Genomic DNA, 20,562 nt, shown 5'->3' with positions numbered 1-20,562 from the left:
CTTAGTACTTCCGTGATATGTCAATAAACTAAGTGCGCTATATGACAAGCCTGTTGGAGTGCCCCTCATTTTTTTTATGGGCACTCATAAGAAAATCTTTAAGCCAAGCCATCATCTTTAATCTGATGGTGCAGCCAGTCACAAAAGAAATTGACCTTGGCATTACGACTGTTTTTGGTGATCAGATAATGGCCCGATTCCGCTGGCATAGAGGCATCCACCGCCAATACCAGCTCTTCACTCTTTAACAGTTCTGACACCGCCAGCGACCTCACCAACAACGCACCGACACCATGTTTGACCGCTTCCAAAGCATGCAGAGAGTTACTGATTTCGAGCTGAACTTTGGGCAGCATCGCATCGAACTGATTGTGGCTGAGCCACTGAAGCCAGTTCTCCTGATATCCCTTTACTTGCACGGCAGGAAGCTGTGAAAAATCGCGCTCATCAAGCTGAGTTTGATAGCTATGTTTGAACTCAGGACTGCACACCAGTTGCCAGTGTTCCTGAAAGAGTCGCTCAGCACTGGTGTCTTCACTTTCCACTTTGCCATTGGTCAATTCGATATCAACGTTCTGACAAGGTGTAGTTGAAGGCCAGTCGACCAACTGAATATCAAGGCGAATGAAAGGGTATTTGTTGTAAAAATGCGGTAAGCGCGGTAGGAGCCAGTTATGGCAAAGAGTGTGGTTCACTCTGAGGCTCAGTACATCAGTTTCCTTTTCACCGAACAGCAGTTGAGTCTGAAGTTTAAGGTGAGCCAGGGAGCCAGAAACAATCGGTTGGTACTGCTGAGCAGACGACGTCAACCTGACGCCCTTTTGCGTTCGCTCAAACAACGTCGTATCAAGAAACGCTTCCAGACTTTTCAACTGTTGGCTTACAGCAGCCTGCGTAACACACAATTCCCGAGCAGCGGCTCCAATCGAGCCAAGCCGGGCAACCGCTTCAAAAGCGACCAGAGCACGTAAAGGAGGTAACATGGCGTTCACCTGATTGAAATAAAACTGAAAACTACTTCAATCAGGTTGCAGATTTTCGACGCGAAGATGACAGATTAATGACTAACGGAGCTGGAGAACAGATTTATGATCACCGTCCCACACAGGATAAAGCTGATACCAACCAAAGCATACACATCCAACTTTTGTCCATAGACCAGCCAGGAAAGAGCAGCGACAAGAACAATACCTGCGCCACACCAGATCGCATAAGCCACGCCTAACGCCATGCTCTGTACTGTCAACGAAAGTAGATAAAACGCTACTCCATAGCCCACTAACACGCCTAATGTAGGATACAACGCCGTAAACTGCTGCGTTTTTGGCAACCAAGAGGTGGCGAAGACTTCTAGAACAATAGCGATAATCAGGGTCACCGCAGGTGGTAAGGACAACAACATATTTAACCCGCATTTATAGTGTAAATCGGGCAGGCTAATGAGCTTGCATGTCACTATTGTGTCGATACCTAATAGAAAACCTAAGCAAAGTGCTTAGGTTTTCTGAAGTGAATCATCGCTATGAACTTAGTGGTTCAGAGCGGCGATGCTTTAAGCCGCTATTTTGTACGGTAGCTTGGTTAACAAGGTGAAAATGGAAGGCACAAAATAGAACGATAGCAGAGTCGTCAGTGCCGTCCCCCCAGCGATCGCCACCGCAAACGGCGGCCAGAAACCACCACTAGCGAGAATTAAAGGCAAGAAGCCACCAATAGTCGTAATCGTGGTCGACGTAATGTGGCGAGTACAGCTCATGACGGCGGCCAAAATCGCCTCTGAATCGCCATTGAGCGCATCGGTATCCGCCCTCAATTCTGCAAGGATCACGATAGCCGCGTTAATCGCAAGACCTATCACCCCCAGCAGCGCAATGATGACGGTAAAGCCAAACGGATAACTGAACAACCATACGGAAAGAATGCCCAACCCTGCAGCCAGTCCCGCGACGAGAAATATCACCGCACTCAGCCTGAATGAATTGAATGACAACACCACAACCAGCACCATGAGAATCATCACCAGAGAGACATTACCAATCAGGCTGTTAACCGACTCATCACGTTCAGCGGCTTCGCCTCCAAATTCAACTCGGTAGCCAGCAGGAAACGAGTAGCCTTCCAGTGCTTTTTTAAAATCGTTTAGCACAGTTTGGGGTAACACTCCCGCTTCGATATACCCTTCGATGGTGTTAACGCGAACACCATTACGACGAGTAATATTGCCTCGACTTGGTGTCAGCTCCAAAGAGGATAAGTTAAGTACGGTAGTGCCCAGTTCCGCATCACTTTGCATTAGTGGAAAACGAAGATTGTTTAAATCACTGTAGCTTTCGCGTTGCTCATCCTTAACCCGAACACGGACGGGAATCGACTCTGTCCCTTCAATCACGCTGCCACTTTCTCTACCGACAAGTGTTGACTGAAGTAAGCCCGCAAATTGATTTAGGCTCACCCCATTCATCTGGATCGCCTGCTCATCCACCGTCACACTATACTGAGGCACACCGGACGTCAGGCTCTCACGTGTATGAGTCACATGGGACACTTGAGAAAGGATCAGGCGAATATCTTCACCAATCGATTTCAGTTGTTCTAGATTGTTGCCATACACTCGCAGCTCGACAGGGGCATTAAACGGTGGGCCTTGTTCTAGCTTTCTGACCAGCACCTGCGCTTGTGGCACTTTCTTATCCAGTAACGTCTGAAGCTTGGGTATTAAGGCGTTTGCGGTCTGAAAATCGACGGTTTTCACCATTGCCTGAGCAAAGTATGGCGCTTTTTGTTGATTGCCGACCAGGTTGTAATAAAAAGAAGGGAAGGAAGCCCCGACAACCCAGTGGACCTGCTCAACGCCTTGTTCAGCTGTGATTAAATCCTGAATAATCTCCGTGGTCGCTTCCGTTGCGTAAATACTCGATTGTGGAGGAAGAAATACCTGCACTTCAAACATGTCACGGTCCGAGGTCGGGAAAAACTGTTCGGTAAGCTGAGACGTACTCCAGAACCCGACTAGCGGCAGCACCATAGATAGCCCAACAGCGAGGAAAGGGTGTCGAATCGACCAAGCGACTGAGGCAGAGAACCCTCGGCTGAGGGCCGGAATCGTTACACCTGTCTGATACCAGTGGTGGCCTTCCTGCTGACGAGGCAAAAAGACACTCGACAATGCCGCGATGATCGAATGGGAAATGATGTAAGATCCAATCAGAGAAAACGACACCGTCAGGGCGATAGCACCCACAAACTCTCCCGTGGCTCCCGGCATCAAAAAGATCGGTGCAAAGGCCAGCACTGTAGTCAGTGTTGACCCAAGCAGCGGCACCCATAAGTGTTGAATCGCCTTCATGGCCGATTCCAACTTCGCCATGCCTTTCAATCGATAACTTTGGATAGTGTCGACCATCACGACCGCATTATCGACCATGATGCCCAATGCAACGATGAACCCCGTCACCGACATCTGGTTGATAGGAATACCGAGGAACTTCATGAAAGTCGTCGTCATCAGCATAGTCAGAGGCAACGCCAAAGCGATGATGACCGCTGCTCTAATACCCAATGTAAACAGCAGAACGGTCAATACCAACGCTAAACCAATCATTAAGCTCTCACTGAGCTCAAACAGACGGTTTTCCGTGTAGCCCTGTTGGCTGAACAGCACATCGGCGCGAATTTCTTTTGGTAGCTCTTGCTCGAACTGCGCTAGCACCTTCATCGCTGCTGGTGTCCATTTATCGACACGCAAATTGGATTGCATGCGCGCCGCAACGATCACCCCTGGCTGACCATCCAGCAACACTATTTCATCATACGGGGCTTTGGCCGAGCGCCTGACTTGTGCAATATCGCCAATTTGAACCGTATGCCCATTTTCATCTACCGCAACAGGCACGTTACGGATTCTTTCAAGTGAGTCCAGATTGGACGTCAGCTCAAGACCATAGCGGGTATCCTGAGTATTCAGTTCCCCTGCGGAATTTTTTGCATCGGCGCCTTCAAGCACACTGGCAAGTTGCTGGGCAGAGACACCAAGCGAAACCGCATCACTGACATTGAGATTAACCACGATTTCCTCATCAGGGAGACCGTATTCATCCACAAATTCGGTACCTGACATGGTTCTAAGACGCGTTCCCAGCTCTTTGGCATAGCGCCCCATAGTGAGCAATTCAGGCTCACCAACGCCTTGCCATTTTAGACCTATGATAGTGGTAAATGCGTAGGTGCGATCACTGTCTAATTCAGGCGGCAAAGCTTCCGCGGGCAGTTCCGGTTCTACATCAGACAGCTTGTCGCGCACTTTGGACCAGACAGGATCGGAGTCTGTAATCGATTCATTCAGCTCGACGCCTATCACTGCAATCCCCATTCGTGACGTCGACGTAATGAGATTAATTTCATCAATCTGCCTGAGCTTATTCTCGATAACTTCTGTCACCAGTGATTCCACCCGAGTTGCGCTCGCACCGGGATAAACCGCTGTGATGGTCGCGTTGCGGTTAGCAATAATCGGGTCTTCGGCTCTGGGCAAAGTCTGAAACGCAGACAAGCCACTGACAATAAGAAACGCCACGGCAAGAATCATCAAACGGGTATTGGAAAGGATACTTTGATACTTCATGACGACACTCACTCAGCAGTTTGCACTGGTTGGCCGGGGACCACTTTATGCAGCCCGGAAGTCACGATTTCGTCACCACCGCTAAGGCTACCTTGTACATACACTGAATCGTTGCTGGCAAACAGAACGTTCACCACTCTTCGCTCGATAATTTTCTGCCCTTGCTTTGAACCCAAAGTGTACACATTCCATGTACCGCGAACCCCATCGGTCAGAGCCGTGGCAGGAATCCAGAATCCACTATCGGTGTACGATTTTTCAAAGGTCAGATAAGCCAATTCACCATCTAAAACAGCCCCGCTGTCCTGAAGAAGAAAACGCAACCCGACACTGCGAGAATTACTATCAACGTTCGAAGGATGAGATAGTAAGGTGGCCGCATAGGGCTTATCATTGACGGTTATGCTGACATTTTTGAGCTGAGAGAATTTCTTGATGTCTTTACGATTAATGCCAATAAGCGCTTCTTTGTTGTCCGATGACAGTAAAGATAAGGTCGCAGTGCCCGTAGAAACCACATCACCTATCGATACAAAACGTTTACTCACCACTCCCGCATAAGGCGCTTTTAGTATCGACTTTTCTAGTTTGAGTGAATTGGCTTCAAGTGCAGATTTTACTCGCAGTGCGTTAGCGGCAAGGCTCTCTTTTTCACTGGTGAGCGCATCAATTTCAGACTCAGAACTGAAACCTTTCTTTTGCAGCGAATACTGACGTTTAAGATTACTGTCGGTCAATTTGGCCTGAGAACGGATCTCCTCCAGTTGTGCCAACAGCTCATTTCTCTCAGCATCAAGTAATTGAGTGTCCAGCGTCACTAGGGTATCACCTTGCTTAACTTGATCACCCACATCCACATTGATACTGAGCACTTTCCCTGCCAGCTCAAAGCCAAGATTTGCTCGCTGCGCTGCCTGAACAACGCCGACATATTCTCTAGGGACAACATATCCATCACTTTTCTCAATGTTTTTTGAGTCTACGGTGATTAGGTTTATTGGTTTAGGTTCTTCACCCACGGATTCAGAGCACCCAGAAACCAGCAATAGAGTTGTCATTACCAGCGCTGTCGCCATTTTATTCTGATACAGCATAAGTCAGCCTCGTTAACCAAAAATCAACAATCAAACTAGACGGTCTAGTTTGATCACATATTAAACAGCAACAAAACTAGACTGTCCAGTTTGATATTGATATGTTTGGCTCGTGTCCTGCAAATTGCGAAAGATCGATGACAAGTGCCAGTGAATTAAAACGCCAAAGAATTCTCCAAGCGGCCACTGAATTATTCGGTGTCCACGGCTACGGTGCCAGTATGGATAGTATTTCGAAGCTCGCAGATGTTTCGAAACAAACCATATACTCGCATTTCAAAACCAAGGACTTGTTGTTTGAAACGTGCATGAGAAACAAATGCTTGGAGTATCAAGCGAATGAAGCGGTGCTTGATCTCAGCCTGCCAATTGAAGAGGCTTTGGTGAAATTTGGGATGGGTTTTCACCAAACTCTGCTGAACCCAGGCGCCCAACAAACGTATCGAAATGCGGTCAGCAACATCGATACTCACCCGGAGTTTACCGCCACCTATTTAGAGTACGGCCCGATTCAAACAACCAAAATGCTTGAGCAATATCTGGATAAGAAAATTGAAGACGGCACCATTCAACTTGATGTCTCCAGTCATCAAAGCGCCATTCAGTTACTGCTGATGTTTCATGGCAAGGCGGTCTACTGGCGCTATCTCGGTGAGAACATCGAAGAATCTCACGAACAAAAGCATCAATACATCAAGAGTTGTGTCGACCTGTTCTTGAGCCACACGCTAAAGTAACCTCTTTCCGAACTTGGGCTCAGAACGCTTCTGACGCCCAAAATTTATCTCTCCTTTTCTCAATAGGTTAAGCCATCTCTCCATGGCAATGGTTCATTTGGTGTTGAACTTATTTATGAACCCATCTATATTTATGACCTATCACACCAAATGAACCAAAACATTTTTATGGCGACGTACCTTTACTCTCGATTTTCTCCAAAAAACCAAGCCTACTCTCAGCAACTTGAGCAAATGCAGAGTTGCGCTCCTGAAGCAAAACACTTTCAGGACAAAGTGCGTGGATACGTTCCAGCGATGGAGCGTCCTGAGTTCGTAAAGCTTTTAGACACGCTAAAAACTGGCGATACCGTGGTGATTTGGTGGCTAAGTGCATTTGGCCATGATTTTAGTCAGGCACTTGGCGTGGTGGAGCGACTTCAAAACAAAGGCGTCAATTTACAAACCGTATGTGAGCCATTGCGACTCGAACCCAACACAATACAAAGCCAAACTCTACTCGCCCTACTGTCGGGTTACGGACAAGTGCAAACTCAGCATCGCTTATTCGCGGCAGAGATGGGACGTAAGCAGCTCAAAGATAACCCTGAACTGTGGAAACAGAAATTCCGTGGCCGCCCAGCCGACAAACAGAAACATCGCCAGATTGCCGAGCTTTTGATGCAAGGTAAAACACTGCATAGCGTGGCTGAACAATGCGATGTCAGCCTATCGACAGTTAAAAGAGTCAAAGCCAAGCTACAACAAGATGATGATGAGGGCTGCCTCAAACGCCGAGCAAAAGGTCCGTCTGCGTGTGGGGAAAATGATGAGTAAGGCTATCCAGCCAAGAGCCATTCTGCTCGCCTGCTTAATCATCAGTATTGGCCAGTTAAGCATGGGGCTGGTGTTTCCTTCACTACCGTGGATAGCTCGCGACTTTAGCATCTCACTCGATCAGGCTCAGTTGTTAGTCAGTGTGTACTTACTTGGCTTTGGGCCTTCACAGTTCCTATACGGTCCTATCTCCGATTCGCTAGGACGCAAAAAGGTATTGCTGGCAGGTTTATTGATTGCACTGACAGGCTTAGTGCTGATTATCTCCTTCAGCGACTCATTTACCGGAATGGTACTTGGACGATTGCTGCAAGGCTTAGGAACAGGTTGCTGTGCGGTATTGGCCCGAGCCTCAACCAGAGATCGCTACAGTGGTGCCCAACTGCCTGTCGCCCTTTCTTACATCGCTATGGCGGCGTCAATCACACCTTTGATAGCACCCGTATTGGGCGGCTTTATCAACTTCCACTTCGGCTGGAGTATGGTGTTTGTCTCATTACTAGGTTATGTAGCTATCGCTTGGGCGATCATTGCGATTCGTTTTGATGAAACATTGAGCCAAACCAAGCCTCTACCTTCACCGGTCAATATGCTGAGACAATATCGCGAATTACTCACCTCACGATACTTCATCAGCTTCGCCAGTATCGGCTGGTTGAACTTCAGCCTGATGATCACCACCGTCTCAGTGATGCCCTTTATCATGCAAGATCAGATTGGAATGACATCAGATGAATACGCCATGTGGGCGCTCATTCCGGCATTGGGCATGCTGACAGGTACCAGTATCTGCAATCGAGTAAGACCGATAATTGGCAGTAAGAAAATGCTGTTGTGCACACCTGTGTTGCACCTTGCTTCTGCGCTATGGTTTTTCTTCTGTCCGCTTGAGCCACTCTATCTGATGCTGGGTCAGCTATTGATGATTTTAGGTAACGGGATCGCCCTACCCTGTGCTCAGGCAATGGTGATGCAACCCTACAAGAAACAAGCGGGCGCGGCGGCGGCTATGTCTGGTGGCGGGCAAATGATCATCTCATCTATCGTCAGCATGGCGCTGGTCACACTGGGTTTGAATCAAGCATGGCACTTGAGCTTTGTGATTCTCGCATTCGCCGCCATTACACTGGGTAACATTGTACGTGGATTCAGTACTCATGAAGCGTTAAGTCAGCGTTCCATTGAAGAAAGCAAAGCCAGTTAACGCCCGCGTTTTCTCCACCTATTCAATAGACAGGACGACTTTCCCTACATGGTTCTTTTCTAGGAAAAAACGTTGAGCTTTCTTGATATCCCGCAGAGGGAATGATTTCGCAATCAAAGGCTGGATTTTACCCTGCTGAATGAGGTTAACTAGATTGCCAAATACTTCAGGTTCTAAAACAGTACATCCAAAGAAGCTCAGATCCTTCAAATACAAGGTTCTAACATCCATCTCAACCAGCGCTCCCCCAATAGCCCCAGACACTGCATAACGCCCTTTTGGCTTTAACACCTCTAACAGTTGTGGCCAGGCGTCTCCAGCAACAAGATCAATCACCACATCAACACTATTACTCCCTAGAGATTCCACTAAGGATTTGTCACGCACCGCTACCTGATCTGCACCTAACGCTAAAATCTGTGATGTCTTACTCTCACTCGTCACAGCAACGACTGAAGCGCCTCGAGCTTTTGCCAGTTGGATCGCCGCTGAGCCAACTCCTCCAGATGCCCCAGTGATAACAACTCGATCGTGTTGACTCACTTGCGCTCTGGTTAACATATTTTCAGCGGTTGAGTAGGAACATGGAAAAGATGCAAGTTCAATATCCGTCAAATCACTTTCGATCGCGTATGCATGCCTCGCATCTACAACCACATACTCGGCAAACCCGCCATTGCACTCTGAACCAAGGTACCAAGGTTGATCCATTAGCTGCCCCTGAATATGCGACATGCAAGGTTCAACAAGCACACGTTCACCAAGTCGTCGTGAGCTCACTCCTTCCCCAACTGCAACAATCTGACCACATACATCCGCCCCCTGAATCAAAGGGAACGTCAATGGCTTTCCTCCCCAGCTGGCATCCTGACTATCATTCTCTCCCTTTGAGTACCAACCTATTCGGGTATTAATGTCTGTATTATTCACTCCAGCTGCCCGCACTCGAACAAGAACTTGTTGATACTCAGGCGTTGGCGTGATTACTTCTTCGCTAAAGCACAACTTTTCTAAACCTCCATGTCCGATCAATTCTATGGCTTTCATTAATGCCGGTTGTTTATTCATGGGTATCTCCAAATACAGTCTTAACTAACTGTTTAGCAATATTCACCGAATCAACACCAATGGTAGGCCAAGTAGTCAGCACCCCTTCATGAATAATAAACATTGCGTTCCCCTTTTGTTCATCACCGAAGTACTGTTGAAACAAGTGTTGTATTGCTTGCTTATGTGACTGAACTACTTGCCTTATTTGCTGATTTTCAGGAAACGCGGCTACCGCTTGCGTTGACATACAACCGTTCGGCGCCTGTTGTGCCATCCAGCGTCCCAACTCATCAAGCAACTGGTTTGCTGCCGTCATTCCATCAGCCGACATCGAATTCTTAATCAGAGACAAGTAACGTTGATGTCTATGCACTAGGGCAGCGACAACCATTGAATCTTTGGAAGGATAATATTTGTATAAGGTCCGTAAGCTGACGCCGCACGCTTTCTTGAGAACGGGGACACTCGGTTCTGCAAAGCCATACTGACCAAACGCCATCTCTAACTTGGAGGCAATTTCATCTCTCATATTGACACCCTAGAGGTAAAATAATCATTCTACTTCTAGGGTAGAACGAACACTCTACCTTGTCAAAGCGTCTTTCATCACACTACATTCATAAACCTTTAAAATTTTGATTTAACGTAATATTTCTATAACCCAATGAGATAACACCTTCTGCTTGCAGCTTGTTCAACTGTAATCCGACCGCTTCTTTAGTCACGCCCAGTAAACAGGCCAGATCCATTTGGCTCATCGCTAAAGTGTCAGTATTTTGCCAACGACTTAGCTGAGCCAACATGGCTTTCGTCCTCTCCAACAATGGCTGGAACACGATATCTTCCAGCCTTCGGTTGTAATGGACCACATACTGAGCCAACTGATGACTAATACAATGCCACAGCTGAGGGTTTTGGTCGGCCACAGCCATAAAATCCGTCAATGAGAACTGAATTAACTCGGTTTCGGCTAAAGCAATCGCATCATTTGGTCTCGTGCCACCGCCAAAACAACCAATCACACCAAACCACTCACCCTGAGTGAGATCCTTAATAATGAATTCTTTACCAGATTCACTGCACTTGGTGATTCTCACCGCCCCACGGTTAATGAAAAACAGATGTTTGGCCTCATCACCTGCATAATGAATATATTGTTTTTCGGCGTAGAGAACTTTACTTTGAGTGCCCTCAAGTTTGGCACGCAGTGAAGGATCTAACTGCTCAAAACTTGAGCTCAACAGTTCACTTTGTCCTTCTGTCTGATTCTTTTCCATAAACACAATCCAAATTGTAGAGTCGTCTTTACACCAATGGGTATAAATACCTCTCCAACGAATTAACATCTAGGAGAGCCCATGTTAAACAAGTTCACCACGACACTTGCCAGCCTACTTCTTGGAATCTCATCCGTTCATGCTGCGGAGATACCAAGCAAATTCTACCTGCCAACCAATGTCGCAGAACAAATTGCCAAAGAAGCCATCGCTGAGTGCAATGCTGTTAACGTCCCGATTTCGGCTTCCGTTGTCAATGATCAAGGTCGATTGATCTATTTCTATCGTGGCGACGGCACTGGTAGCAACACCGTTCACACCAGCTTTCGTAAAGCCTATACTTCCGCCACCCTTAAGGCGCCAACTTCAGCGTTAACCGGCGCAGTTGAAGCAAAAGGGTTTAGCCAGTTGGGTAAAATGGAAGACGATATTCTTATCCTAACGGGTGGGCTACCCATTATGTATAAGGGTACGGTCATCGGTGCTATTGGTTTATCCGGAGCGCCTAACCCTCTTATTGAAGAAGAGTGCGGTAAAAAAGCGATCAGCAAAATAGCGCTTTAACATTGGCCACTCACTTCCGGTGAGTGGTTTTGTTGAACGACTTTACAGCACTTTTCATTGTCAGTCGTAATGGCCAGTGTAGAGATTGGTTGACCAGCAGACTACAAACGAGATTGTATTTACAGCGACAAGAGAAGCGGGAGGTGCATGCGAGACTCATGCACCCTTGCGATGTTAATCCGTAGTGAGTTGTTCAAGTGTAGAAATGGTACGGGTAGGTTCAATGCCCCAAGGGTCAAACAACGCTTCCTCGCTGCGCTTAACCCACACAGACTGGATGCCCGATGACATTGCACCGAGAATATCAAACGGATTGCTCGATACCAGCCAGACATTAAAAGCCCCCGTACAATCAATCAGATACTGATACACATCTGGATTAGGTTTAAAAGTTTCGATATCTTCGCAGCTAATGACACCATCGAAAAATGCACGCAATTCCGCTCGGTCAAGCAGTGTATTGACGGCTTGAGTTTCGCCATTGGAGAAAGCAAAAAGTCGATGACCCGCTGCCTTGAGGCGCTTAAGTGCCTCGGCCACATCTCCAAAAGCGGGCAGGCTCAGATACCCTTCTATCAGTCGTGTTTTTTGTTCATCAGACAACTCAACGTTGTGGTAATCACAGCTGTAATCTAAAGCGTGTTGAGTACACACTGAAAACGGTTGATACGTTTTCATCAAGCCGCGACGAAAAGAGTATTCCAGCTGTTTGTCACGCCAAGTCTGGCTAAATGCTGATGCCTTATCTCCAATCCAGTCTTCTAGCAAAGCGATCAAACCATGGGTATTAATCAAAGTGCCATACACATCGAAGGCAAATGTCTTACTCACTGCACGCTCCTTATAACAATGCTCACGTCTTAGTGAGCATTGATAACTATAGGTCACTGGCGGCAAATAATCTGATTTGTGCCACCCTGCAACTCGACTATTTTTTCCAGGCGTAAGCTTCAAACATGGCATCGACTGGCGTCTGAGCGATGCGATTAACGTAATTACTAATGACCTTTTGAGACAAGCCAAGAATCACTTCAAGTACATGCTTTTGACCATAACCAGCGGCATAAAATGCCGATAGTTCTTGTTCAGATACATTTCCTCGGCCTCGAACCACACTCAAGGTAAAGTCATGGAGCGCCTGAAGCTTCTCTGTAGGCATCGCTTGACCATTTCGCAACGCTTCAGTTAATGCAGGATCAACTTTCATTGAATGGGCAATGGCAGTATGGGCCGGCACACAGTAGTGGCATTCATGCTCAACGTTAATGGTCTGCCACACAACGGTCAGCTCTTCCTCATCAAATGAGGTACTAGTGAAAGATTGATGGAGCTGCGTGTAGCTCTGCAACAGTTCTGGCGATTCCGCCATAACAGAATAAAGCCCAGGAATGCGTCCCATGCGTTGCTGAGCACCTTCTAGAATCGCTTTACTAGCCTCTGGTGCACTTTCCACACTGTGTAATTTGAATTCACTCATAATGATGTCCTGCCATATTCACGTTAATTCAGAGAAGGAACCCCTTCCTCGTATTTCGATGTTTACTATAGAACCACTTGAACGACTGTTCAAGTTTAATTTTGAACACTCGTTCAAATAATTACAGAGTCATATTTAAACTGTGGATTAACTGGAAGGCAGCAGGATAGGAAGACGACAGTTGTCCTGATTACTTTACCCTTGCGAGGGAAAAAACTATAATTTGAACTATCGTTCAAAATAACCAGAGAACAATTATGGGGAATGCTGCCAAATTCGACCGTCAGCAAGTCATCGATAAAGCCACCCATCTATATTGGGAAAAAGGCTTCCATGCCACATCAATGCGTCACCTTCAGGAAGTCATTGATATGCGTCCGGGCAGTATTTACGCAGCATTCGGCAGTAAAGAAGAACTGTTTAAACAAGCGTTAAGGCATTACACCCAAATGGGTATATCGAAACTAGAACAGTTCAAGTCCCAAAACGACTCTCCCCTAGCAGCACTCAAGGCTTTCGTTAAACATCTTGTTTTACAATCGCAAAAAGGCGCTCCAGATGGCATGTGTATGCTGGCAAAATCCGTCGCTGAGCTTACCGAAGCTAACCAAGATTTACTGGATGAGGCCAGACACTCTTTAAGATTAATGGAAAGTCAGTTTGAATTAGTACTGCAACAAGCTCAGCAACAGGGGGAATTAAGTGCAGATAAAGACGCTCATCGACTCGCCAGTCACGTTCAGATCCAGATCGCAGGTCTGAGAACGTATGCGAAAGCCAACAACAACCCTGAGCTTTTGGAATCACTGATCGACGATATGTTCGGTCATTACCCCTTCTAATGAGAGGAGGCAATGCCTCCTCTTACTTTGCTAACTCACTTCTTTTATCGCCGCTGATAATGCGTGGAACGATTTCTCGATCTGTTCCAATGGCGACGCAATGTTCATTCGATAGAAGCTGGGATTCTTCTCCCCAAACCATCCACCAGGTGTCAGCCCCATTTTCGCTTGTGTGAACAACAGACTTTTCAGTACTTCAGGCTCTAGAGCGAGCCCAGAAAAGTCGAACCAGATCTGGTTCGTTCCTTGCGGTTTAAACATTTTTATTTGTGGTAGGTTTTGCGCAATGTAAGCCTCAATCCAGCCAATGGTATTTTGTGTATAAGCGAGGAAACCCTCAAACCAAGCCTGACCCTGAGTGTATGCAGCAATAGTGGCATAATTGGTCAACGTATTACCGTGATCCAATGCCATTGAGGTCACCGTGGACTTAATCTCTTCGAGCAGTGCTTGGTTTTCTGTATAAAGATAACCATTAGCAATACTGTTCAGACCGAAGTTCTTTGCTGGCGAGCCAATGATCGACACAACGTTATCGTAGTTTTGGGTGAGAATACTGTTGAATTGATGGCCTTCAAAAACGATGTCGGCATGAATCTCATCACTGATCACCATAACATTGTACTTGGCCGCAATCGCCACCAGCTTCGCTAACTCATCCTGAGTCCAAACGCGTCCGACTGGATTATGAGGGTTACAGAGCAGAACAATTTTGACGTTGTCCTCTCTCAATTTAGCTTCAAAGTCGTCGAAATCCGGCTGATATTGGCCATCTTCTAATGCAAGCGGGTTAGCAACCACTTTACGTCCAGCAGACTCAATCAGCCTTCTAAATTGGTGATAGACAGGTACCTGAATAAGCACACCATCGCCTTTGTTAGACCACTCACGGATCATCAATGCAATCGCGCTCAGTACTCCTGGCACTTGCACAAAGTAACTTGGGTTAAGATCCAAACCATGGCGCTGCTTATTCCAGTCAGAAATGGCTTTAAACACACTTTCTGAGTCAAATTCATAAGCGTATCTCTCACGTTCAACGATCCGAGCCAAAGCTTGAGTGATCGGGTGAGCAACAGGGAAGTCCATATCCGCTACCCAATAAGGCAACACATCATCAGTCCCGTATATCTGCTGAAGCATCTTGCTGTCGTGCTTGATAAATTTGTCTGAAATATCGTTTCTTTGCGGTTTTGTCGTAAACATAGCTACTCGCCTAAGGGTCATTTAATGTACTGTTCCTAACCTTAGACGACATAAAACGGCGAAAGACGAAAATAATTGGGACATTTCAGACATATTTTGAACATTATGGAAACGCGTTACATTTCATGAAGTTCAGCGGTGTTTGCCCAATTTGTTTCTTAAAAAACGCGATAAAGGCGCTGTCGGAAGAAAATTCTAGCAAGTGCGCGACATCACTAACCTGACGTTCACGGCACAGAAGCTCGATGGCTTTTAGGGTTCGCCATTGCTGCTTCCACTCCTGATAAGACATACCCGTTTCGGCCTTGAAGATCCGAGTAATGGTTTTAGGACTAGCTCCCGCGGAGTTAGCTAACGTCACCAAATCTGGTACCAGAAAGCCTTCATCCGAGACTTGACGACGGAACCCATTCAATCTCCGGTCTGTGGGCAGTGGCAACTCGTAGGAGTATGTTTTGCTTTGACTAAACTCTTCCCAAAACAGAGCGGTGTAGTTGGTCATTTCCGATTCAGGTTTGTCTATAGGCCAGAAAGCCATCTTGTTAATCAATGCTTTCAGTAATTCACTGACTTCAATAATGGTAATCGCGTCAGGGCAGGAGAAAGCGTCACAATCAAAATACAACGAGCGGTATGCCACAACATTGGTCATAAAAGCACGATGTATTGTGTTGGGTGGAATCCAAACGGCCTTCGTGGGAGGAAGGATACAAATAGAGTCAGACAACGCGAAATTCATGCAGCCTTTTGGCGCATATAGCAACTGTCCTTTTTGGTGCTTGTGTAAGCCGGAGTCGTGTCTGCCAAGATCAGCCGCAATGCCCACCACTTTGGAATTAACACTGTCGGGATCTATCACAGAATGTTCATCGATCAGCAAACCGCTGTCCTTATTTTGATGTTTTTTGTATTATTATCGTTAATAGAAAAATAGTAGTGCTCCTTATACTGCGTCTCAAGTTAAATTTATTGAGGACGTATCATGAAGCACAAGCCTTCACTCTGGCTGATGTTCGTAATGCTCATGTTTCCGCAGATCGTGGAAACGATTTACAGCCCAGCACTCCACTCGATTGCCGAGGCCTTTTCAGTCACGGATTCGCAAGCTTCGCAAACGTTATCTGTCTATTTCATCGCATTTGCACTAGGCGTTGTGTTTTGGGGGGTAGCTGCGGATAAATGGGGCCGACGGCCAGCAATGCTAGCAGGTATTGCGGTTTACGGCTTATCCGCTTTAGTCGCAATGCTTACCGACCAGTTTGAGTATCTGATTGCTGCGCGAATTGCCAGCGCATTTGGCATTGCCGTTGGCTCGGTGGTCACTCAAACGATATTGAGAGATGTATTCGACGGAGAAGCTCTGGCTAAAGTGTTTGGGCTGATGGGTATGGGAATCGCGATCAGTCCCGTAATAGGAATGGCCATAGGTGGACAGCTTGCTCAAGCTGGTGGACACACCTACGTATTTTCTGCTCTGTTTAGCATGGCGATCCTACTACTGTTCTACAACCTCTTCAGGTTACCAGAAACACAGCAATCGAAGACGCCACTTAATCTCCACCAGCTAGGCTGGAGGATGCTCAAAGATGGCCATATATGGTACTCCACCATCTTGATTGCAGTCTTCAATATCGCGCTGTTTTCCTATTACCAACTGGGCGCATTTGCCTTTGCTAAACTCGGCTATAGCTCAGCCCAATTTGGCTACAGCGGCATCGCTTTAGGGATCGGTACAATGATTGGCAGCTACTGTAATAAATACCTGCTAAACAAGCATACTCATCCATCAGCTCTGATTAGCCTAGCCACTACATTACTGTGCGTGGGGAGCATAAGTGTCTATCTGGCTCTGGACAGTATTTACTTTGTTCTCGCAATGATGCTGGTCGTGATGGCATTTGGTATCGCGATTCCCAATGTTATCAGCGCAGCACTAAAAGATTACAAGCAACATGCCGGCAGCGGCGGCGCAATTCTCGGGCTTATCTACTACCTACAGATAGGCATTGGTCTGGCTATCGCCGGGCAAATACAAGATCTTGGAAAGGTCTTAATGTCTTGTGCAGTCATAGCTCTAGTAACCTACGCTACTAAGCATCGTAACCAGAACTTATTCGCTGCACTCAGAAAATAAAAACAGCCAGCATTATGCTGGCTGTCGTTCTATCAAATCCGCCTGAGTTACTCTTGTTCAAGCGCCTCTTCATCCATAGCGGCAGCACATTTAATTTCGTACTGGTTAAAGGAAAACGTACTCGTACCATGCACTCGCTTGGTGATCACTTTTTCTTCACCGTATTGAACCGTAACATGGGTATAAACTTTGTTTTTCACATCTACGATGTTGTCTTCAAGCGCTTGTTCAAACTCTAACTCATGTTTATCTCGCGCCATTTTCACCTTTTCGAGACGCGCATTGGATTCAAGTTTAAGTTTCTCAATGTTTTCTGCTTCTTCTTCGCTGCGTTCTGCTTTCGGTGTTTTCTTAAATTCCAGCTCCCGACGAACCACATCCATAGTCGCTTCTTGGGCAAGCTTATATTGCTCTTTGTATTTTTGCTGACGCTCTTTGAAGTTCTGATAACGCGCAAACGCATTGATGTAAGTTGCGGTATCACCTTCAACACCTAGGTTAACGCAAGTCACCTTCCCACCTACTTTTGCGTGGCCACCACTTAAAGTTCCCTGCTTCTCGGCAGCATCAGAGACGGTTAAATCTTTACCACAGCGAATTTCGTTGTTCATACAGTGGACTGAAAGATTGATATTTTCAGCAGCCTGAAGTTCTGAGAATTGCGCGTAATTTGCTGTAATAGAACCACCCGCTTTTACATGACAACTTTTCGCTTGGTCTTCAGAAACGTTATGACCAATGATGCCTTTAGCCACATCTATGTCGCCTTGTGCCTGTACATCTGCCGATTCAATAAAACCACCAACGGTTAAGTTTCCAGTTGCACGAACCATCATATCGGACTCAATGTTTCCAGTGACGATTACATTGCCTTTGAATTTTACATGCCCGGTAGCGACACCAATTGCAGGCAAGCAAAGCGCGTCTTCCACTTCGACAGTACGCTCTTTGATCATCGGCATACCGGACACTGCAGCAACAAGGAGATTAGGATCCTCAGGTGAGATTTCTGAACCTTTCGATTCTTTCAGCATCGCATCATTGCCAGGCTTCGGTGGAATAGGCTTACCCTGGACTGTGATACCTGGCGTCCCTTTGGTCGCAGGGATGCGCTTCATCAACCTAGCTTTCGCTTCTACGGTGACCGTTTCACCGAGATCCAACATATCAACTTTGCCGTCTGCGTCTTGTGAAGGAGCCAGAACTTGCTTAGTGATGTCTTTAACCAGTGGGATAAACTTTGCATCTTGTCCCTGAACAGGGTTTTTGCCTTTGGCGACAGGTTGGGTAAAGGTCTCACCCGGTTTGAGTTGATGGCTCATCATTAACACTTTTTTCAGTGCCAATTTGTTGATTCCTTTAGTGACGTGAGCTTGGGCTAATGCGTGTACAATCTGAGGGCCTTTAAGCGGCGAACCGCGATAAGCACCAGTGACTACCATACTGGCTAACATATCGTGATCCGATAAAACGACTTCAACCACAGCGTCTCTGATTTCCGCGATAGCAATGCCAACCAAAGCTTCGCTTTTGCCTTCTTTTGCACAGTTAATGAATCGAGTAATTTCATCATTCAATATGCAAAAATCGGTCGCACCGATGCCCGCAATCGCTTCTTCAACACCTTTGCTGTCAAAGCGACCATCGATATTCATATCTGGTCGCAATTTAGCAATAACCTGTTGATTATCATCAGATAAGCTGACTAACTTGTCCCACATTTACAGCCTACTTCATCCAGTCCCTATAACTTTAGTTTATATAATCCTCGTGAAATACAGTATTAAATTTGTGACAAAGTAAGGCTTAGGTCACTTCTCAAGGGCTTTTACACTGTAAATATAATTAAGCTGAGCTCGGGAAATGGTGTTTAGCATCTAGGCTGTATACCGCCGTCACACATTTTCCTTGTTTCGAATAGTCCAGTGAATCACATAGTTCTGAAGCTAATACGATCCCTCGTCCATGCGTCAAAGATTTATCAATACTTTGCTTTAACTTGTTGTAATCGAATCCAACACCATTATGTTCCAGCTCTAAGACCAACTGTTTTTGTTCTGGCTTATAATCGATAAATAGAGTCACCCAAAGCTCTTCAGACAATTCTTTAAGTTTCTCTTCGCGCAACTGGTAGAAGGTGAAGAAACCATCGGGCTCTTCCTTGATTTTCGAGTCTAAATGCAATAGTCCATGTTCAATCGCGTTAGCAAACAGCTCAGACAACACTGAGCAGACCAAATCTAAATGTGGCCCTGTCATCACACCTGTCAGAAACTGTCTGACTTCGCTCATCACCGTCACTGACTTAAGCACAGATGCTGGGAAACGCATCTTTGACTGTGCCGGAGTTTTGCTAAGATAAAAGCTGCTTTGCTGCACCACTTTATCGTTACTGTTTGAAATCGGAAACTCCATGGCCAAAATAGACAAGTCATCGCCCACATTACGATTGGCAAACTTTCTCACCGACTCAAACAGCGTTGGGATCATCGCTCTCCCAGAAGTTAATGCCTCTTCCAAACGCTCTTGACCGAATTGCTCTCCAAGCCCATTTTCAGCTTCTATTACACCATCGGTGTAGCAGAGGATTTTTTGATCTGGCTCCATTTTGAAGTGCACTAGATCCGATTCAAACTCATGAGCTTTCAACACGCCGAGCGGCATATGCGTGGAAACCAGTTTTCGGCTGATCGAGCCATCTTTATCCAATAGGTAACCATCAGGTAGTCCACCGCCCCACCAAGAAACTTCAAACCCGTTAGCACGAATTTCAAACACGCTTGCCGCCAACATCATCCCCATGGGTAAGAAACGTACCAATACGTCATTGAGCTCGCGAACAATCTCTCCCAAAGAAAGACCTTTCGAAGCCATAGAGAAGAACGCTCGGGTTGCAGGAATAGCCGAAATAGCAGCTGGAAGGCCGTGGCCCGTCGCATCCGCGATCATCACGTATACTCCCCCATGCGGCCGGTTTGCCACAACGATCAAGTCTCCGTTGAAAACAGTTGATGGGGTAGAAATGTAGTTGATGCCATAAATGCTTTTCACTTGAGAACTCATTTCATCCATTAAATTGGAGAAAATCGACTCCGCGATCGCATAGTCGTAGCGAACTTGCTCGTGAAACTTACTTAGCTCATCACGATGTTCCTTCACCTCATTGTGCATCTTTACAACTCGATAGTGAGCTTGAACTTTCGCCACTAGCACACTTCTCTCAACGGGCTTAGGAATAAAGTCTTCACCTAACGTCAGGCATCGCTCGAACGAATCGTGATCATCCAGTACGGTGAGAAAGATGATCGGCATATGAAGATTAGGGAACGCATCACGAATTTCCTGTGCTGTCGTAAAGCCATCCTTCACTGGCATCATTACATCCAACAAGATGACATCTGGCAGAGACGGCATCTTGAGCATTGCCTCCACGACCCCTTCACCATTCTCGAACGTCGTGACTTCTTGCGCCATTTCGCTGAGCATGAATCGACACAATTCTCGATTCGTAGCGTGGTCGTCAATTATCATGACATGCAT

At 46.4% G+C, this 20,562-nt stretch carries 19 protein-coding genes; 6 read left to right on the top strand and 13 right to left on the bottom strand.

Annotation, left to right across the window (positions count from 1 at the left end):
- Nucleotides 1–98 precede the first annotated feature (98 nt).
- The 4 genes from QMA41_RS10765 to QMA41_RS10750 form a co-directional block, all read right to left on the bottom strand.
- Nucleotides 99–983 carry a LysR substrate-binding domain-containing protein gene (locus QMA41_RS10765; RefSeq protein WP_281629625.1) on the bottom strand — a complete coding sequence of 295 codons (885 nt, stop codon included), beginning with the start codon at nt 981–983 and terminating at the stop codon, nt 99–101.
- Nucleotides 984–1,057: 74 nt separating this feature from the next.
- Nucleotides 1,058–1,402, bottom strand: coding sequence for a multidrug efflux SMR transporter (locus QMA41_RS10760; protein ID WP_281629624.1), 345 nt, complete (start codon nt 1,400–1,402; stop codon nt 1,058–1,060).
- A 150-nt stretch (nt 1,403–1,552) separates the two neighbouring features.
- The gene (locus tag QMA41_RS10755) at nt 1,553–4,621 is read right to left on the bottom strand and encodes an efflux RND transporter permease subunit (protein ID WP_281629623.1); all 3,069 of its coding nucleotides are present in this window, start codon (nt 4,619–4,621) and stop codon (nt 1,553–1,555) included.
- Nucleotides 4,622–4,629: 8 nt separating this feature from the next.
- Nucleotides 4,630–5,715, bottom strand: coding sequence for an efflux RND transporter periplasmic adaptor subunit (locus QMA41_RS10750; protein WP_281629622.1), 1,086 nt, complete (start codon nt 5,713–5,715; stop codon nt 4,630–4,632).
- Between the two features lie 137 nt (nt 5,716–5,852).
- On the opposite strand from QMA41_RS10750, the gene QMA41_RS10745 reads away from it, so the two are divergent.
- The 3 genes from QMA41_RS10745 (at nt 5,853) to QMA41_RS10735 (ending at nt 8,472) form a co-directional block, all read left to right on the top strand.
- Nucleotides 5,853–6,452, top strand: coding sequence for a TetR/AcrR family transcriptional regulator (locus QMA41_RS10745; RefSeq protein ID WP_281629621.1), 600 nt, complete (start codon nt 5,853–5,855; stop codon nt 6,450–6,452).
- Nucleotides 6,453–6,620: 168 nt separating this feature from the next.
- Nucleotides 6,621–7,268 carry a recombinase family protein gene (locus QMA41_RS10740; protein ID WP_281629740.1) on the top strand — a complete coding sequence of 216 codons (648 nt, stop codon included), beginning with the start codon at nt 6,621–6,623 and terminating at the stop codon, nt 7,266–7,268.
- Nucleotides 7,261–8,472, top strand: a complete 1,212-nt coding sequence (locus QMA41_RS10735; protein WP_281629620.1) for a multidrug effflux MFS transporter — start codon at nt 7,261–7,263, stop codon at nt 8,470–8,472. Before QMA41_RS10740 ends, QMA41_RS10735 begins: the two co-directional genes overlap by 8 nt.
- Nucleotides 8,473–8,490: 18 nt before the next feature.
- On the opposite strand, the gene QMA41_RS10730 is transcribed toward QMA41_RS10735, so the two are convergent.
- The 3 genes from QMA41_RS10730 to QMA41_RS10720 form a co-directional block, all read right to left on the bottom strand.
- Nucleotides 8,491–9,540: an alcohol dehydrogenase family protein gene (locus QMA41_RS10730; protein WP_281629619.1), complete on the bottom strand. Its 1,050-nt coding sequence runs from the start codon at nt 9,538–9,540 to the stop codon at nt 8,491–8,493.
- On the bottom strand, nt 9,533–10,051 hold the full coding sequence (locus QMA41_RS10725) for a TetR/AcrR family transcriptional regulator (RefSeq protein ID WP_021457781.1): 519 nt from the start codon (nt 10,049–10,051) through the stop codon (nt 9,533–9,535). The genes QMA41_RS10730 and QMA41_RS10725 overlap by 8 nt, the downstream gene beginning before the upstream one ends.
- Nucleotides 10,052–10,139: 88 nt before the next feature.
- Entirely contained in the window at nt 10,140–10,799 is a 660-nt protein-coding gene (locus tag QMA41_RS10720) for a Crp/Fnr family transcriptional regulator (protein WP_281629618.1), read from the bottom strand.
- Between the two features lie 81 nt (nt 10,800–10,880).
- Here QMA41_RS10720 and QMA41_RS10715 point away from each other — a divergent pair, with 81 nt between their 5' ends.
- The gene (locus tag QMA41_RS10715; protein WP_281629617.1) at nt 10,881–11,363 is read left to right on the top strand and encodes a heme-binding protein; all 483 of its coding nucleotides are present in this window, start codon (nt 10,881–10,883) and stop codon (nt 11,361–11,363) included.
- 174 nt (nt 11,364–11,537) lie between these two features.
- On the opposite strand, the gene QMA41_RS10710 is transcribed toward QMA41_RS10715, so the two are convergent.
- Both QMA41_RS10710 and QMA41_RS10705 read right to left on the bottom strand, forming a co-directional pair.
- Nucleotides 11,538–12,194, bottom strand: coding sequence for a haloacid dehalogenase type II (locus QMA41_RS10710; protein WP_198562671.1), 657 nt, complete (start codon nt 12,192–12,194; stop codon nt 11,538–11,540).
- Between the two features lie 97 nt (nt 12,195–12,291).
- Nucleotides 12,292–12,840 carry a carboxymuconolactone decarboxylase family protein gene (locus tag QMA41_RS10705; protein WP_021457785.1) on the bottom strand — a complete coding sequence of 183 codons (549 nt, stop codon included), beginning with the start codon at nt 12,838–12,840 and terminating at the stop codon, nt 12,292–12,294.
- Between the two features lie 257 nt (nt 12,841–13,097).
- On the opposite strand from QMA41_RS10705, the gene QMA41_RS10700 reads away from it, so the two are divergent.
- Complete coding sequence (locus tag QMA41_RS10700; protein ID WP_281629616.1) at nt 13,098–13,682, top strand: TetR/AcrR family transcriptional regulator; 585 nt, start codon at nt 13,098–13,100, stop codon at nt 13,680–13,682.
- Between the two features lie 30 nt (nt 13,683–13,712).
- Here the strand turns inward: QMA41_RS10700 and QMA41_RS10695 are convergent, their stop codons facing one another.
- Nucleotides 13,713–14,888: a PatB family C-S lyase gene (locus QMA41_RS10695; RefSeq protein WP_281629615.1), complete on the bottom strand. Its 1,176-nt coding sequence runs from the start codon at nt 14,886–14,888 to the stop codon at nt 13,713–13,715.
- A 103-nt stretch (nt 14,889–14,991) separates the two neighbouring features.
- Nucleotides 14,992–15,768, bottom strand: coding sequence for a helix-turn-helix transcriptional regulator (locus QMA41_RS10690; protein ID WP_281629614.1), 777 nt, complete (start codon nt 15,766–15,768; stop codon nt 14,992–14,994).
- A gap of 102 nt (nt 15,769–15,870) precedes the next feature.
- On the opposite strand from QMA41_RS10690, the gene QMA41_RS10685 reads away from it, so the two are divergent.
- Nucleotides 15,871–17,022, top strand: a complete 1,152-nt coding sequence (locus QMA41_RS10685; RefSeq protein WP_281629613.1) for a multidrug effflux MFS transporter — start codon at nt 15,871–15,873, stop codon at nt 17,020–17,022.
- Between the two features lie 47 nt (nt 17,023–17,069).
- Here the strand turns inward: QMA41_RS10685 and QMA41_RS10680 are convergent, their stop codons facing one another.
- A complete protein-coding gene (locus QMA41_RS10680) occupies nt 17,070–18,743 on the bottom strand; it encodes a FapA family protein (RefSeq protein WP_082314928.1) in 1,674 nt (557 codons plus the stop codon).
- A 124-nt stretch (nt 18,744–18,867) separates the two neighbouring features.
- Nucleotides 18,868–20,562, bottom strand: coding sequence for a SpoIIE family protein phosphatase (locus QMA41_RS10675; protein WP_040122182.1), 1,695 nt, complete (start codon nt 20,560–20,562; stop codon nt 18,868–18,870).

Origin of the sequence: Vibrio sp. St2, assembly GCF_947311885.1 — a bacterium.
Taxonomy (GTDB): domain Bacteria; phylum Pseudomonadota; class Gammaproteobacteria; order Enterobacterales; family Vibrionaceae; genus Vibrio; species Vibrio coralliilyticus.
Note: the sequence above shows the minus strand (reverse complement) of the source record. Positions and strands in the feature narration are given on the sequence as shown.

What these genes read in the sequence shown, in the direction of transcription:
- QMA41_RS10765 (WP_281629625.1), bottom strand. Translation starts at nt 983, where the DNA reads ATGTTACCTCCTTTACGTGCTCTGGTCGCTTTTGAAGCGGTTGCCCGG.
- QMA41_RS10760 (WP_281629624.1), bottom strand. Translation starts at nt 1,402, where the DNA reads ATGTTGTTGTCCTTACCACCTGCGGTGACCCTGATTATCGCTATTGTT.
- QMA41_RS10755 (WP_281629623.1), bottom strand. Translation starts at nt 4,621, where the DNA reads ATGAAGTATCAAAGTATCCTTTCCAATACCCGTTTGATGATTCTTGCC.
- QMA41_RS10750 (WP_281629622.1), bottom strand. Translation starts at nt 5,715, where the DNA reads ATGCTGTATCAGAATAAAATGGCGACAGCGCTGGTAATGACAACTCTA.
- QMA41_RS10745 (WP_281629621.1), top strand. Translation starts at nt 5,853, where the DNA reads ATGACAAGTGCCAGTGAATTAAAACGCCAAAGAATTCTCCAAGCGGCC.
- QMA41_RS10740 (WP_281629740.1), top strand. Translation starts at nt 6,621, where the DNA reads ATGGCGACGTACCTTTACTCTCGATTTTCTCCAAAAAACCAAGCCTAC.
- QMA41_RS10735 (WP_281629620.1), top strand. Translation starts at nt 7,261, where the DNA reads ATGAGTAAGGCTATCCAGCCAAGAGCCATTCTGCTCGCCTGCTTAATC.
- QMA41_RS10730 (WP_281629619.1), bottom strand. Translation starts at nt 9,540, where the DNA reads ATGAATAAACAACCGGCATTAATGAAAGCCATAGAATTGATCGGACAT.
- QMA41_RS10725 (WP_021457781.1), bottom strand. Translation starts at nt 10,051, where the DNA reads ATGAGAGATGAAATTGCCTCCAAGTTAGAGATGGCGTTTGGTCAGTAT.
- QMA41_RS10720 (WP_281629618.1), bottom strand. Translation starts at nt 10,799, where the DNA reads ATGGAAAAGAATCAGACAGAAGGACAAAGTGAACTGTTGAGCTCAAGT.
- QMA41_RS10715 (WP_281629617.1), top strand. Translation starts at nt 10,881, where the DNA reads ATGTTAAACAAGTTCACCACGACACTTGCCAGCCTACTTCTTGGAATC.
- QMA41_RS10705 (WP_021457785.1), bottom strand. Translation starts at nt 12,840, where the DNA reads ATGAGTGAATTCAAATTACACAGTGTGGAAAGTGCACCAGAGGCTAGT.
- QMA41_RS10700 (WP_281629616.1), top strand. Translation starts at nt 13,098, where the DNA reads ATGGGGAATGCTGCCAAATTCGACCGTCAGCAAGTCATCGATAAAGCC.
- QMA41_RS10695 (WP_281629615.1), bottom strand. Translation starts at nt 14,888, where the DNA reads ATGTTTACGACAAAACCGCAAAGAAACGATATTTCAGACAAATTTATC.
- QMA41_RS10685 (WP_281629613.1), top strand. Translation starts at nt 15,871, where the DNA reads ATGAAGCACAAGCCTTCACTCTGGCTGATGTTCGTAATGCTCATGTTT.
- QMA41_RS10680 (WP_082314928.1), bottom strand. Translation starts at nt 18,743, where the DNA reads ATGTGGGACAAGTTAGTCAGCTTATCTGATGATAATCAACAGGTTATT.
- QMA41_RS10675 (WP_040122182.1), bottom strand. Translation starts at nt 20,562, where the DNA reads ATGCATGTCATGATAATTGACGACCACGCTACGAATCGAGAATTGTGT.